General features: G+C 69.5%; 13 protein-coding genes. 9 read left to right on the top strand and 4 right to left on the bottom strand.

All coding sequences use genetic code 11. The features are described 5' to 3' along the window. The first annotated feature begins 37 nt into the window (after positions 1-37). Both ACUZ2Y_RS16965 and ACUZ2Y_RS16960 read left to right on the top strand, forming a co-directional pair. Positions 38-1,741, top strand: coding sequence for a DUF3027 domain-containing protein (locus ACUZ2Y_RS16965; RefSeq protein ID WP_476319907.1), 1,704 nt, complete (start codon positions 38-40; stop codon positions 1,739-1,741). After that, positions 1,738-4,833, top strand: coding sequence for a sacsin N-terminal ATP-binding-like domain-containing protein (locus ACUZ2Y_RS16960; RefSeq protein ID WP_476319904.1), 3,096 nt, complete (start codon positions 1,738-1,740; stop codon positions 4,831-4,833). Before ACUZ2Y_RS16965 ends, ACUZ2Y_RS16960 begins: the two co-directional genes overlap by 4 nt. Here the strand turns inward: ACUZ2Y_RS16960 and ACUZ2Y_RS16955 are convergent. After that, positions 4,830-5,090, bottom strand: coding sequence for a DUF2530 domain-containing protein (locus ACUZ2Y_RS16955; RefSeq protein ID WP_476319901.1), 261 nt, complete (start codon positions 5,088-5,090; stop codon positions 4,830-4,832). The two genes, ACUZ2Y_RS16960 and ACUZ2Y_RS16955, sit on opposite strands and share 4 nt — an antisense overlap. A gap of 17 nt (positions 5,091-5,107) precedes the next feature. Between ACUZ2Y_RS16955 and ACUZ2Y_RS16950 the strand changes: the two genes are divergently transcribed. After that, positions 5,108-6,598: an NCS2 family permease gene (locus ACUZ2Y_RS16950; RefSeq protein ID WP_476319898.1), complete on the top strand. Its 1,491-nt coding sequence runs from the start codon at positions 5,108-5,110 to the stop codon at positions 6,596-6,598. A 315-nt stretch (positions 6,599-6,913) separates the two neighbouring features. Continuing rightward, positions 6,914-8,200: an MFS transporter gene (locus ACUZ2Y_RS16945; protein ID WP_476331884.1), complete on the top strand. Its 1,287-nt coding sequence runs from the start codon at positions 6,914-6,916 to the stop codon at positions 8,198-8,200. 140 nt (positions 8,201-8,340) lie between these two features. On the opposite strand, the gene ACUZ2Y_RS16940 is transcribed toward ACUZ2Y_RS16945, so the two are convergent. Both ACUZ2Y_RS16940 and ACUZ2Y_RS16935 read right to left on the bottom strand, forming a co-directional pair. After that, the gene (locus ACUZ2Y_RS16940) at positions 8,341-8,976 is read right to left on the bottom strand and encodes a superoxide dismutase (RefSeq protein WP_476319896.1); all 636 of its coding nucleotides are present in this window, start codon (positions 8,974-8,976) and stop codon (positions 8,341-8,343) included. Between the two features lie 79 nt (positions 8,977-9,055). Further along, complete coding sequence (locus ACUZ2Y_RS16935) at positions 9,056-10,552, bottom strand: glutamate-cysteine ligase family protein (RefSeq protein ID WP_476331883.1); 1,497 nt, start codon at positions 10,550-10,552, stop codon at positions 9,056-9,058. 177 nt (positions 10,553-10,729) lie between these two features. Here ACUZ2Y_RS16935 and ACUZ2Y_RS16930 point away from each other — a divergent pair, with 177 nt between their 5' ends. From ACUZ2Y_RS16930 to ACUZ2Y_RS16910, 5 genes are all read left to right on the top strand, one after another. Beyond that, positions 10,730-11,560 carry a TrmH family RNA methyltransferase gene (locus ACUZ2Y_RS16930; protein ID WP_476331881.1) on the top strand — a complete coding sequence of 277 codons (831 nt, stop codon included), beginning with the start codon at positions 10,730-10,732 and terminating at the stop codon, positions 11,558-11,560. Further along, entirely contained in the window at positions 11,538-12,125 is a 588-nt protein-coding gene (locus ACUZ2Y_RS16925) for a DUF2537 domain-containing protein (RefSeq protein ID WP_476319894.1), read from the top strand. The genes ACUZ2Y_RS16930 and ACUZ2Y_RS16925 overlap by 23 nt, the downstream gene beginning before the upstream one ends. Positions 12,126-12,188: 63 nt before the next feature. Then, complete coding sequence (locus ACUZ2Y_RS16920) at positions 12,189-12,518, top strand: ArsR/SmtB family transcription factor (RefSeq protein ID WP_476319892.1); 330 nt, start codon at positions 12,189-12,191, stop codon at positions 12,516-12,518. Continuing rightward, the gene (locus tag ACUZ2Y_RS16915) at positions 12,518-12,997 is read left to right on the top strand and encodes an SRPBCC family protein (RefSeq protein WP_476319889.1); all 480 of its coding nucleotides are present in this window, start codon (positions 12,518-12,520) and stop codon (positions 12,995-12,997) included. The genes ACUZ2Y_RS16920 and ACUZ2Y_RS16915 overlap by 1 nt, the downstream gene beginning before the upstream one ends. A 2-nt stretch (positions 12,998-12,999) precedes the next feature. Next, the gene (locus tag ACUZ2Y_RS16910) at positions 13,000-13,413 is read left to right on the top strand and encodes a VOC family protein (protein WP_476319887.1); all 414 of its coding nucleotides are present in this window, start codon (positions 13,000-13,002) and stop codon (positions 13,411-13,413) included. 58 nt (positions 13,414-13,471) lie between these two features. Here the strand turns inward: ACUZ2Y_RS16910 and ACUZ2Y_RS16905 are convergent, their stop codons facing one another. Next, complete coding sequence (locus tag ACUZ2Y_RS16905; RefSeq protein WP_476319884.1) at positions 13,472-14,047, bottom strand: dihydrofolate reductase family protein; 576 nt, start codon at positions 14,045-14,047, stop codon at positions 13,472-13,474. Positions 14,048-14,051: the final 4 nt, after the last annotated feature.

The following is a 14,051-nucleotide window of genomic DNA, read 5'->3' as shown; positions in this document are numbered from 1 at the left end:
TCGAAGCCCCGATGGGCGTGGGGCACAATCGTGCGTGATGAGCCCGATGCCAGCACAAGAAGCCGTGACCGACCCCGCGCTGCTAGCGGCGGTCGACTTCGCGCGCGCCGCCGCCCAGGAACAGGCAGGCGCGGAGGTCGGTACTCACGTCGCGGCCGAGCCTGAGGACTCCAACGCCGTCACCCACCTCTTCGAAGCCGACAAACCCGGCTACCGGGGCTGGCGCTGGGCGGTCACCGTCTCGAGCGCGGGCCCGGACACGACGGTCACGGTCAGCGAGGTCGTGCTGCTGCCCGGCCCAGACGCCCTCACGGCGCCGCCCTGGGTGCCGTGGCAGGAGCGCGTGCAGGCAGGCGACCTCGGCGTCGGCGACCTGCTCCCCACCGCCCCCGACGACCCGCGACTGGCGCCGTCGTACATCGGCTCGGACGACCCGTACGTCGAGGAGACAGCCCTCGAGATCGGCCTCGGCCGTCCCCGGGTCATGTCCCGCCTGGGCCGCGTCGAGGCCGCGGAACGCTGGCAGGCGAGCGACTTCGGCCCCGAAGCGGACATGGCCCGAAGCGCCCCCGCCCACTGCGGCACCTGCGCGTTCTACCTCCAGATCACCGGCGCCCTCGGCGCCGCCTTCGGCGTCTGCGGAAACGAGATCGCCCCCGCCGACGGCCGCGTGGTGCACGCGGAATACGGCTGCGGCGCCCACTCGGAGGCGGAGGTCGAACAGATCTCCCCAGTCCTCGTCGCCGACCTCATCTACGACGACGCCACCCTGGACTACGAGCCCGCGGAGCGCGCGACCAAACCGGCCGCGGCATCCACGCCCGCCGAAGCTGCAGAAGGGGATGAGTCCGAGCCCACGGCAGCCAGCACCACCGGCTCCGACCAGCAGTTTCGCAACAACCACGACGAAGAAATCACCGCCGCAGCCCCCCAAGAAACACCCCCGCCCACCCTGGGGGGACAGCCCTTGGACAGTCTATCGGCGGAAGGGGCCGCGGAGGGTTTCGTGGCCGAGCCTGTGGATGAAGCTGGCGAGCTGTGGACAGATGGTGGCGCGGCTGGCGGAGGCGGCTCGGGTGCTGGTGAAGTTGATGCGGAACCGGTGGGCGGCTCGCCGGAACCGGTGAGTGCCGACGCGCTTGATGACGACCTCGCGGTGGATGTCGCCGCGGCTGACCTGTCGGACGAGTCGGCGTCGGAGGAGACGGTGATCGGCGATGTCATCGAACCCGTCACCGGCGAGGACGACGACGCGCCCGTGACCGGTATGGCCGTGGACGAGCTCGTGATCGACGAGCCGGCCGCCGACGCCGCGGACGAGGAGCCTCAGGCCGCGGTCGACGCGGCCGAGTCCGTGGTGCCCGACGTGGACGAGCCCGCCAGTGCTGAGCTTGCGAACGCTGATGAGCAGGCCACCGCCGACGAGCCCACCGCCGACGAACCGGCGGTGGATGAGCCTGTCACCGCGGAGTCGGAGCGGGCCGCGGACGAGCAGCCCGCGGCTGCCGAGTTGGCGCTTGTGGTGGATGAGCCCGCCGCTGGTGAGCTGAGCGCCGACGCCCCTGCTGAGCCTGAGGTGGATGTGCCTGTCGCTGGTGAGTCGGCGAGTGACGCTTCGGCCGAGTCCGTGGTGCCTGAGGTGGATGAGGCTGTCGCTGGTGAGTCGACCAGTGACGCTGCGGCCGAGTCCGTGGTGCCTGGTGTGGATGGGTCTGGCGACGAGTCCGACCCGGTCAGGTGAGCGGGCTCGATCCGTTCGACACGGCTGCCCTTCGGGCGGCGGTGTTGTCGGCTTGGACCGCCTCACCCACGCGGTTCCGCGAGGACGCCAACGCTGAGGAAGACCTCTACCTCGGCGGCTACCGCGACCGGCTCCTAGTCGAGCTCGCGCAGAACGCCGCGGATGCCGCTGAGGGCAGCGGGGTTCTGCGGGTGTCCCTTGTGGACAACGAACTTCGGGCCGCGAACACCGGGCGACCCTTGGACACAGCCGGTGTGGCGGCGCTGGCCTCGCTGCGGGCTTCGGCCAAGGCTGGTGGGGTCGGTCAGTTCGGTGTCGGGTTCGCCGCCGTCCTCGCGGTCACCGACGCGCCGCGGGTGGTTTCGGTTGATGGGGGTGTCGCGTTCTCCGCGGACGACACGCGCGGGGCGGTGGCCGAGATTCCGGCGCTGGCCGCGCGGGTCGCCGAGCGGGCCGGGCGGGTTCCCGTGCTCCGGCTGGTCTGGCCCGTGGACGAGACGCCGCCTGCGGGGTTCGCCACCGAGGTTCGACTCCCGCTGCGCGCCGACGTCGACGGGGCCGCGTTGCTCGCCGGGTTCGCCGAGCAGGCCGTGGACCTGCTGCTGGCTCTCCCTGGCCTGCACCGCATCGAGATCGACGACGCCGTCTGGGAACGCGCCGAGGAGCCGATCCCGACCCCCGCGCCCACCAAGGCAACCACCCCAGCCGACGCCGTCTGGGACCGTGCTGAGGAGCAGGCACCCGCGCTCGACGCCGTCTGGGAACCCGCCGAGGAGCCGATCCCGACCCTCGCGCCCACCGCCGACGAAGGCCTGACAGCCCGATCCGCCGCCATCAGGCAGCCGGGCGAGGGTGCGCGGGTCGAGATCCGTGGCCCCGAAGGCGTTTCCGCCTGGCTGGTGTACCGAGTCGAAGGCACGCTCGGCCAAGACATCGCCGACACCCTCGGCGTCGAAGCCCGTCCACATTGGACAGCCTGCTGGGCCGTCCCCGTCGACGGCGACGGCATCCCCCGCCCGCAGACCGCCGACGTCCTGCACGCCCCCACGCCCACCGACGACCGGCTCTCCCTCCCGGCCCGCCTCGTGGCGACGCTGCCGATCGAGCCCACGCGCAGGCGGGTGCGGCCCGGGCCTGCCGCCGACGCGGTGCTGGCCGAGGCCGCGAAGGCGTACCCCGATCTCGTGCGACTCGTCGCCGACGAGTGGCGCACAACCCTTGTGCCGCAAGCCGGTTTCCCGTTGTCCGAAGTGGATGACCGGCTCCGGGAAATGCTCCTGGCTGAACTGCGGCAAGCGGAATGGTTGCCCGCCAAGGGTGAACACCGCGCGCCCGCCCGTTCGAAGGTGCTCGACGTCGAAGCCGAAGGGCTCGCCGAGCTCCTCTCCGACGTCCTCCCCGATCTCCTCGACGGCTCGCTATCCGCCCAAAAGCACACCGCTTCCCTTGCCGCGCTTGACGTCCCGCGCATCCGGCTGGCTGAGATGGTGGAGGTGATCACCGGCATCACCCGCCCGCCGACCTGGTGGCGCGACCTGTACACCGCCCTCGCCCCGATCGTCGACACCGACCCCGGGGCGCGCGCCGAACTCGGCGGCCTCCCCGTCCCGCTGGCCGACGGCCGCACTCTCCCCGGTCCCCGGGGCACAGTTCTGCTCGACGGCGCCGCCGACCTGCTCGACCTGTTGGCGCACACCGAAGTCGGCGCGCTCCGGGTCGTCCACGCCGACGCCGCGCACCCGGTCCTGGAAAAGCTCGGCGCCCACGTCGGCGTGCCGATCGACGTGCTCGACGGGCTCCAAGAGACCGTCGAAAGCAGCCTGGACGACGCCGAGTCCGGTGTGGACACTTCCGGTCTGGTCTCGGTCGTGCTCCGCCTGGTCCGCGATTCCGGTGTCCGCGTGGGCGACAAGCCCTGGCTCGGCGCGTTGGCGCTGCCCGATTCCGTGGGCGACTGGCGCCGGGCCGACGAACTCGCGCTGCCCGGCTCACCCCTGCTCGACGTGCTCGACGAAGACTCGCCGGTCGGTGTCCTCAGCGCCGATCTCGCCGCCCAGTGGCCGGAATCCGTCCTGATCGCGCTCGGCGTGCTCGACGCCTTCGCGCTGGTCGTCGACGAGAACCCCAACGGGCCCGACCACGACCTGGCCGACGAAGCCGACTGGTGGGACGCCAGCCCCGACCCGCCCAGCCGGGTCATCGCCGTGCGCGACCTCGACCTCGTCACCGAGGACGCCTGGCCCCGCGCGCTGGCCCTGCTGGCGAGCGAACCCGACACCTGGCGGGCGCTGCACGAAGCCGGTGGCTACACCGGCTGGTGGATCTCCCGGCACGCCGTCATCGGCGGCGCCGCCCCGGGCGAGTGGCGGATGCCCGAAGCCCGTGCGCTGGCCGGACTCTATGACGAGGTGCCTGACGTCGGTGTCGACCCGCGGGTCCTCGCCGCGATCGGCGTCCGCACCGAGCTGACGATCGACAGCCCCGAAGACGCCGAGGAACTGCTGGGGAGGCTCGGCGACTTCGACCGCGCCGTCAACCCCGGCACCGTCCTGCGCGCCCACGCCGCGCTCGCCGAGGCGGTCGTTGACGAGGTCATCGAACCGGCCGACGTCCGTCCGCCCGCGGGGGCCCGCACGCTCGCCGGAACCGTGAAAGACGAGTGCTCCGTCCTCGACGCCCCCTGGCTGCTCGCGGTCGTCGGCGAAGACTCGGTCATCTCCGCGGGCCCCGACTTCGCGCTCGCGGAAGCCCTCGCGGACCTGCTCGACCTGCCGCTCGCGTCCGAAGAGGTCGCCGGAGAACCCGCGCCCGCGGGGGAGTTCGTGCCCTGGGCCGACCTGGGCGCTGTCGCGGCGGCCTGCGACCTGCTCGGGGTCGACGTGCCCGAAGGCGGCGCGATGGTCCACGACAAACTGGTCATCCGGTGCGCCGACGGCGACCACCCAGCGCCATGGTGGGTCCACGACGGCATCGCGCACTGCGAGGACACCCCGCAGGCGCTGGCCCGCGCGCTGGCCTGGACGACGGACCGCTGGCTCGACCGGCACACACTCGCCGAACTCATCGAAGACCCGGCGAACCATCTGATCTAATCGACTTTCTGCGCGCCCCGGGAGCCGCGAAGAGACGCTCGGCGCTGCCAAAACATGATCAGGGCACCTACGATGCCCAAAGCGGTGCCCGACACGGCCGTCCACAGCCACACCCGTGGAACCGTGTCGGCGATCAGCAGGGCCACCGCGGCGAGGAACCAGAGACCGGTGCCGACGTACACGATGGGACCCAGCGCCAGCAGCCGCCCCGGAAGCGGCGGCGGCGGACGCAGAGTCTGAGTGTGTTCCTCGGCCACATCCCGGAGGTTACGGCATGGCCGAGCGCGAGCAGCACCGCGAAGCACCAGAGCAGGAAGAGGCGAGCAGGTCCGCCCTGGACCGCTTCTTCAAAATCAGCGAACGCGGCTCGACCCCGGCCCGCGAGGTGCGCGGCGGGCTCGTCACGTTCGTCACGATGGCCTACATCATCGTCCTCAACCCGCTGATCATCGGCAGCTTCGCCGCGGACGACGCCGCCGCGCACCGGGACCTCTTCGGCGCGATCCTCCCGGTGAACCAGGTCGCCGCGGCCACGGCGTTGGTCGCGGGCGTCCTGACCATCCTCTTCGGACTCGTCGCGAACTACCCGTTCGCGCTGGCCACCGGCCTGGGTATCAACACCCTGGTCGCGGTCACGATCGCCCCGCAGATGACCTGGCCGGAAGCCATGGGCCTGGTCGTCATCAACGGCCTGGTCGTGCTGCTCCTGGTCGTCACCGGCGTGCGGACCGTGGTCTTCAACGCCGTGCCCGCCTCGCTCAAGTCGGCGATCGCGGTCGGCATCGGCCTGTTCATCGCCCTGATCGGACTCGTCGACGCCGGGTTCGTGCGCAGGCTGCCCGACTCGGCGAACACTCCGGTCCCGGTCGGGCTCGGCATCAACGGCTCGATCGCGTCCTGGCCGACGCTGGTGTTCGTGATCGGGCTGATCGTGATGGGCATCCTCGTCGCCAAGCGGGTCAAGGGCGCCATCCTGCTCGGCGTCCTCACCGGGACGGTTCTCTCGATCGTCATCGAGGCGATCGTCAAGGCGGGCCCGTCGATGGGCACCAACCCGAAGGGCTGGAACCTCGGTTACCCGTCGCTGCCGGACACCGTCGTCGACCTGCCCGACCTGTCGCTGCTCGGCGATATCTCGTTCGGCGCGTGGTGGCGGGTGCCCGCGATCACCGCCGCGCTGCTGGTGTTCACGTTGGTGCTGACCGACTTCTTCGACACCATCGGCACGATGACCGGTCTGGCCAAGGAAGCCGGACTGATCAAAAAGGACGGTGAGCTGCCCAACGTCAGCAAGGCCCTGTTCGTCGACGGCCTCGGCGCCGTCGCGGGCGGTGCCGCGTCGACAAGTTCGAACACCGTCTACATCGAATCCGCCGCGGGCATCGCGGAAGGCGCGCGCACGGGTCTGGCCAACGTGGTCACCGGTCTGCTGTTCCTGCTGGCGATGTTCTTCACCCCGCTCTACCAAGTGGTGCCGATCGAGGCGGCGGCGCCCGCGCTGGTGGTGGTCGGGGCGATGATGATGGGGCAGATCCGGGAGATCGACTTCAGCGACTTCAGCATCGCCCTGCCCGCATTCCTGACGATCGTGGTCATGCCGTTCACGTACTCGATCGCCAACGGCATCGGCGCGGGCTTCGTCAGCTATGTGCTGCTGCGCCTGGTCACCGGCCGCGCTCGCGGGGTGCATCCGCTGCTGTGGGTGGTGGCGGTGGCCTTCATCGTCTACTTCGCCATCGGCCCGATCCAGGCCGCGTTCGCATAAGGCCGTTCAGGAGTCCGCTCTTGCGTACCGCGGCCGGCCGTTGGGCCGGTAGGCCTGGATCGTCACTCCCTTTGGGGATCAGAAGACGTGCCCGACCTAGTGGTCCACCGCACGATCGAGTGCGGCGGCCGGTATTAGTGAGGTATGCTAACCATCATCGAGTCAGCCCCGGTCGGACGTGTGCTGACCACCTGAATCATGCGTGCGCGGCCGGGATCATCTACGGGATGGCGGTAACGCGAACCAGTGCGGGCACACGCGGGTGACACCCGAGAGCAGCAGTCCGAACGCACGTCACACCTACCCGCGCCACGGCTGCGCCCCGATCCCGCACCCCCGGCTCTCTCCGGGACGTTCTCCTCCCTGCGGATTCGCAACTACCGGCTCTTCGCCGCCGGGAACCTCGCCTCGAACCTTGGCACCTGGATGCAGCGCATCGCCCAGGACTGGCTGGTCCTGGTGCTCAGCGGGCACAACCCGGTCGCGCTCGGGATCGCCGCCGCGCTGCAGTTCGCGCCGACGATCCTGCTCTCGCTGTGGGCGGGTGTCCTGGCCGACCGGCTGGACAAGCGCAAGCTGCTGATCGGCGTGCAGATCGGCGTCGCCGCGTGCGCGCTGGTGCTCGGTGTCCTCGACGTCACCGGCCTGGTCGAGGTCTGGCACGTCTACATCCTGTGCTTCGTGGTCGGCGTTTTCTTCGCGATCGAGGTGCCGGTCCGGCAGTCGTTCGTCGCCGAGATCGTCGGCCGCTCGCAGGTCACCAACGCCATCGCGCTCAACTCGACCGGGTTCAACCTCGCCCGGGTGGTCGGTCCCGCGATCGCCGGTCTGATGATCGTGCTGATCGGCACCGGCTGGCTGTTCCTCGCCAACGCCGTGCTGACGCTGGCCGTCGTCGGCAGCCTCGTCCGCATGCGGACCGCCGAGCTGCACCGCACGCCGAAGATCCCGCGCAAGCCGGGACAGCTCATGGCGGGCCTGCGCTACGTGCGCAAACGCCCTGACATCATGACCGTGATGGTGCTCGTCTTCTTCGTCAGCACCTTCGGGATGACCTTCTTCGTGACCCTCGCGGTGGTCGCCGCAAACGTTTTCGGCAAGGACGCGGCCGGGTACGGCGTGCTGTCGACCGCCTTGGCCGTCGGCACCCTGGCGGGCGCGCTCCTCGCGGCCCGGCGCAGCTCGAACGGCAGGCCGCGGACCCGGCTGCTGCTCGGTGCGGCGTTCGCGTTCGGGGTGCTGGAGGTCGTGGTCGGCCTGATGCCGACGTACACCACCTTCGCGATCGCCCTGTTCCCCGTCGGCCTGGCGCTGATGACCTTCATGACCACCGCGAACGCCACCGTGCAGCTCGCCGTCGCGCCGGAGATGCGTGGCCGGGTGATGGGCCTCTACATGCTGGTCTTCCTGGGTGGCAATCCCGTGGGGGCGCCGATGGTGGGCTGGATGGCCCAGCAGTGGGGCGCGCGGTCGCCGCTCTACATCGGCGGGTCGATCGCGGCGCTGACCGCGGTGGCCTGTGGGGTGTTCTTGGTCCGCCGCGGCGGGGTCAAACTGCCCGCGCCGAGATGGCGTCGACAACGGGTATTGCGGAGGAAGTGAAGTTAGGCTAACCTAAGTCTCGTCGCCTCGTGGTGGGGGTGGCAGTCAGTTCGGGAACAGAGAGACCCCGCTCCGTGCGTCCGGAGCGGGGTCTCGCCGTTTCGGCGGGCGGCTTGTCGGAGCGGGCCCGCCTGGTCTGGCTACGTCGCCGGGGCGGGCGGACGCAGGCCGTTGGCGCCCGCGCGGGCCGCGTCGAACCGGGCGGCCACGTCGGCCCAGTTCACGATGTCCCACAGGCGCTCGATGTAGTCGACCTTCACGTTCCTGTACTGCAGGTAGTACGCGTGCTCCCACGCGTCGAAGACCAGTAGCGGCGTGGTCGCGATCGACAGGTTCGAGTGGTGGTCCTTGAGCTGCTGGGTGATCAGCCGCTCGCCGACCGGGTCCCACGCGAGCACTCCCCACCCCGAGCCCTGGATGGTCGCGGACACCGCGCTGAGCTGGGCGCGCAGGCCGTCGAACGAGCCGAAGTGCTCGTCGACGGCCGCGGCCAGCTCGCCGGTCGGCTTGTCGCCGCCGTCCGGGCTCAGGTTCTTCCACCATTGGTTGTGCAGCGTGTGGCCTGCCAGGTTGAACGCCAGCGCGGCCTCCAGTCCGGCGATGGAACCGAAGTCGCCCTTGTCGCGCGCCTCGGCGATCTTGTCCAGGGTGTCGTTCGCGCCCTTGGCGTAGGCGGCGTGGTGTTTGCCGTGGTGCAACTCGTTGATCTCGGCGGTGATCACCGGTTCGAGCTGGTCGTAGTCGTAGTCCAGGTCGGGCAGGACGTAGGGAGCCACAACTCTCCTCGCGTGTTGTTGCCAGTTAGTTCTAACTGCAATTTACTGGCAACTAGTCGTCCGGTGTGGCTCGGGGTGATCAGTCCTCGGGCCAGGTGTGGACCGGCTCGCCCTCGGTGCTCAGCTCGATGTAGCGGCGCAGCATTTCGGTGAGGGCGGCGTCGCGGTCCATTCCGCGGGCTTCAAGGTGGGCGACCACGGCGCGCTGCCAGGTCGACCCGGTGCGTCTGGACAGGCAGCGCTGCTCGATCACGCCGAGGTACCGCTCACGCCAGAAGTCGGGCACCCCGCAGTCGACCAGCCCGTCGTGCGCCATCGGCAGCAGCTTGCGCAGCACCAGTTCGTCCGGCGGGATCCAGCCCATGCCCGGCCAGTAGAGCTGGGTGTCGAACGCGTGCCGGGCGCCGGAGTAGAGGTTCTCCTCGGCGGCCTGGAACGACATCTGTGTCCACACTGGACGCTCTTCGTTCGTCAGCGCGCGCTGGGCGCCATAGAAGAAGGCGGCATTGGCCATCAGGTCGATGACCGTGGGACCCGATGGCAGCACCCGGTTCTCGACGCGCAGGTGGGGGACGCCGTCCATGACGTCGTACACCGGCCGGTTCCAGCGCCAGATGGTGCCGTTGTGCAGCCGCAGCTCGGCGAGCTTGGGCGCCCGCCCGGAATCCAGTGCCTCGAACGGGTCTTCCTCGTCGACTTCCGGGAGCAGGCCGGGGAAGTAGCGCGCGTTCTCCTCGAACAGGTCGAAGATCGACGTGATCCACCGCTCGCCGAACCACACCCGCGGCCGCACGCCCTGGTTCTTGAGTTCCTGCGGCCGGGTGTCGGTGGCCTGCTGGAACAGCGGGATCCGGGTCTCGTGCCACAACGCCTTGCGCAGCAGGAAAGGCGAGTTGGCGGCGAGCGCGACCTGAATCCCCGCAAGGCACTGCGCGGCGTTCCAGTTCGGCGCGAACTTGTCCGGTGGCACCTGCAGATGCAGCTGCGCCGACGTGCACGCCGACTCGGCCAGGATCGAATCCTGCAGGCTGCGCAGGCGTTCCACGCGCTGACCGGGCAGCGCGGTGCCTTCGATGTTGAGCAGCATCTCCTCGCCGCGCGCGGCGAAGATCTGGTCGTTGAGCTTGCGGTAGCGCGGACTCTGTGAGAGCCACTTCGACTGGAAGTGCTCGCTGCGCAGCGTGGGCAGGGTGCCGATCATGACGAGCGTGGCGCCCGCGTCCTGCGCCTTCTCGCCCGCGTCGGCGAGGGTCGCGCGCAACTCGGTCTCCAGATCCGGCGATTGGTCCCCGCGCAACGGCCTGGGCCGAACGTTGAGTTCGAGATTGTGCTGGCCGAGTTCGGTCGTGTAGCAAGGGTCGTCGATCTTCTCCAGCACTGTGGTGTTGAGCATGGCGGGTCGCAGTGACCTGTCGACCAGGCTCAGTTCGATCTCCAAACCCATCCACGGCGGGGACTCCGCGAATCCGCCTTCGTTGAGCATCCGCTCCAACGCGTCGAGACACCGCTGCACTTTCTGGCGGTATCGCTGCCGGTCCTCCTGGCTGAACGCATCGGTCGTGATGTCCTGCCCCATGCCGCCCTCCCCGTCGAGCCGGAATTCGTCCGGCATCTGTGCGGGAAGCCAACGTTCGCACAGGGTTGTGGTCCTTGCTAGCGGCCAAATTGGTGCCGTGAGTTATATCGATGTCACGCTGAGCAAGCAGTGTCGGTTGCCGCCCGGTTCGGGCTCGACCATGCGAAACTGCGCGGTGTGGCGCAGGTGATCGAGGTGACCGATCCGTCGGATCCGAGGCTGGACGACTTCCGGGACTTGTCGTCCGCGGACCGGCGTCCGGACCGGCCCGGCGGGCGCGGTCTCGTGCTCGCCGAAGGGGTCGTCGTCGTGCAGCGGCTGCTCGCCTCGCGGTACCCCGTCCGGGGACTCCTCGGGGTGCGGCGCCGGATCGAGGCGTTAGGCCCCGAACTCGACGGGCTCGACGTGCCCGCGTACGTGGCAACGGCTGAGGTCATGGCCGAGACCGTCGGCTTCCACCTCAACCGCGGGGTGCTCGCCGCGGCCGACCGCGCGGCTCCGCCCGATGTCGTCCAGTTGGCTGCCGATGCCCGGGTTCTGGCCGTCCTCGAAGGGGTCGGCGACCACGAGAACCTGGGGTCGATCTTCCGCAACGCGGCGGCCCTCGGCGTGGACGGCGTGCTGCTCGGTCCGGGCTGCAGCGACCCCCTCTACCGGCGCAGTGTCCGGGTCTCGATGGGGCATGTGCTGGCGGTGCCGTTCGCCCCGCTCGAACCGTGGCCCGATGGGCTCAAATGGTTGCGCGACAGCGGATTTCGGGTGTTGGCGCTCACTCCCGCGGCCGGTTCGGTACCGCTGTCCGAGGCCGTCCGACCCGGCGAACGGGTGGCGGTGCTGCTGGGGTCCGAGGGGCCCGGTCTGACCGAGGAGGCCATCGCCGCGGCGGACGCCGCGGTGCGCATCCCGATGGCGGGCGGGGTCGACTCGCTGAATGTGGCGACCGCGGGGGCGGTCGCCTTCTACGCGCTTGGTGGAGGGGACGACGGTGGAGTTGCACGCCAGGGATGAGCGGGCGGTGCTGGTCGGTCACGACGGCACGGCCGAACGCGAGGTCGACCCGGACAGTCTCGCCTTGGGCGCCGACCTCGCGGCGTCGCTGCACGAGTGGGCGCGGGTGGTCGGGGCCGTGGACCGCAGTGAGGCGGGGGAGCCGGGTCAGGCCGGGTTCGTCGTGTCGCGGCGGGGCAGGCAGCTCGCGAGCCGGGTCGCGACAGCCATGGGGCGTCCGATCAGCTACGTGGACCCGCTCACCGGCGAGGTGTCCGTGATCGAGCCCGCCGAGCGCCCGAGCGCGCAGCGGCAGCGGCGCCCCGAACCGACGCCGTGGCTCACCGGGCTGACTGTCGCGTTCTTCGCTTTCGTCTTCGTCTCCGTCGCGATCAACGGGCTCGCGGTGACTCTCGCCGAGACCAGCCCACTGCTGGGCGTCGGGTCGAACATCGTGGTCACCGCGGGCCTGCTGCCCTCGATCTGGCTGGCCAGGCGCACCCCGGTCCTGCGGTGGCTGGCGGTCGGCACGGCCGCGGGCATCGCCGTCGGCTGGATCGGGCTGCCGTTCATCCTGTTCGGCTGACTTGACGTGCGGGCGTCGTCGGGCGTATAAATCCAATCGGTTATACAACCGAGAGGTTATGGAATGGCTGTCGACCAGCTGGACGCGACCTTCGCCGCGCTCGCCGACCCGACCCGGCGGGCGATCCTCAAGCGGCTCAAGTCGGGCGATGCCACCGTCATGGAACTGGCCGCGCCGTTCGAGATGAGCCAGCCCGCGATCTCCAAGCACCTCAAGGTGTTGGAGCGGGCCGGTTTGATCTCCCGCGGCCGCGACGCGCAACGGCGCCCGTGCAGGCTGGAACCGGGTCCGCTCAAGGCGGCGACGGACTGGCTGGAGAACTACCGCCGCTACTGGGAAGAGCAGTACCAACGCCTCGACGCACTGCTCGACGTGCTCAAAGAGGAGACCTGATGACCGTCACGATCACCACCCCGGCACCCACCGAATTGGCGGTGACCCGCTCGTTCAACGCACCACGAGCTTTGGTCTTCGGCGCTTTGACCAAGCCCGAACTGTTGAAGCGCTGGCTCGGTGCCCAGGGTTGGAACTTGATCGAGTGCACCGTCGACCTCCGCGTCGGCGGCGACTGGCGGTTCGTCCATCAGGGCCCGGGCGGCATGAAGATGGGCCACGGCGGCGTATACCGGGAAATCGCCGCCCCTTCGCGACTCGTGTACACGGAGTCGTATGACGATCAGTGGTTCGAGGGCGAAGCCCTGATCACCGCGTCGCTGACGGAAACCGCAGGCCAAACCACCGTCCACACGGTCCTGCGTTTCGCCTCGCAGGAGATCCGAGACCTGGTCGCGGCATCCCCGATGGAATCCGGATTGAACCACGGCTACGCACGACTTGACGATGTGCTGGCCTCAGTGTCGAAAGCAGGCTGACCATGAACTGGACCCTCGAAGTCGTTGTCGTACCGGTCACCGACGTGGCCCGCGCCAAGGAGTTCTACGCTGAAACCCTCGGCTTCAACGTCGACCACGACACCTTCGTCAGCGAAGAGATGCACGTCATCCAGCTGACACCACCGGGGTCGGGCTGCTCGATCGTCATCGGCAAGGGCGTGGGAGTGATGGAACCTGGCTCCCTGCAGGGCTTGCAGCTTGTGGTGAACGACTTGCGGGCCGCGCACAAGCAGCTGACTGAGCGTGGGGTGGAAGTCAGCGAGGTCCGGGTAGCGGGCCCGAACGGTTTCGAACCGGCTGTTGAGGGGGACGAACTGAACAACGCGGGCTTCTGCTTCTTCACCGACCCGGACGGAAACGGTTGGGCAGTGCAGCAAATCACCGCCCGGCCCTGACCTGGGGAACGCCTGCCCGGGGTCGACCGCTGAACGGGCCGACCCCGGCGTGGGCTGGTCAGCGGGTGACGTCGTAGATCAGCTTCTGGATCCCGTTGGCGTAGGACTCGCTCTCGACGAGCTTGAGGTTCTGCTTGTCCTTGTCGGCGGCGCTGAACAGCTGCTTGCCCGCGCCGAGCAGGACCGGGAAGACGAGCAGGTGGTAACGGTCGATCAGGCCCGCGTCGGACAGGGCGCGGTTCAGGGAGGCGCTGCCGTGGACCATGATCGCTCCGCCCTCGGTCTCCTTGAGTGCGGCGACGTCGTCGAGCGAACGGAGGATGGTGATCTCGCCCCAGTTGGACACCAGGTCCCGCTCCTGCAGCGTGGTCGACACGACGTATTTCGGCATCGCGTTGTAGCCCGCGAACTCCTCGGTCATGGTCGGCCACACCGGCGAGAACGCCTGGTAGCTGACACGGCCCATCATCATGGCCGACGCCTCACCCTGCTCTCGGCCCTTGAGCCCGTATGCGGCCTCGTCGAACTCGATGTCGTTGAAGGTCCAGCCCGAGTTGCGGTAACCCGGCTCACCGCCGGGTGCCTCGACGACACCGTCGAGCGAGACGAAGGCGGTGGTGATCAGGGTGCGCATTGGT

It is taken from the genome of Actinokineospora sp. UV203 (assembly GCF_056323665.1).
The sequence above is the reverse complement of the archived record's forward strand: the minus strand, read 5'-3'. Positions and strand labels throughout refer to the sequence as shown.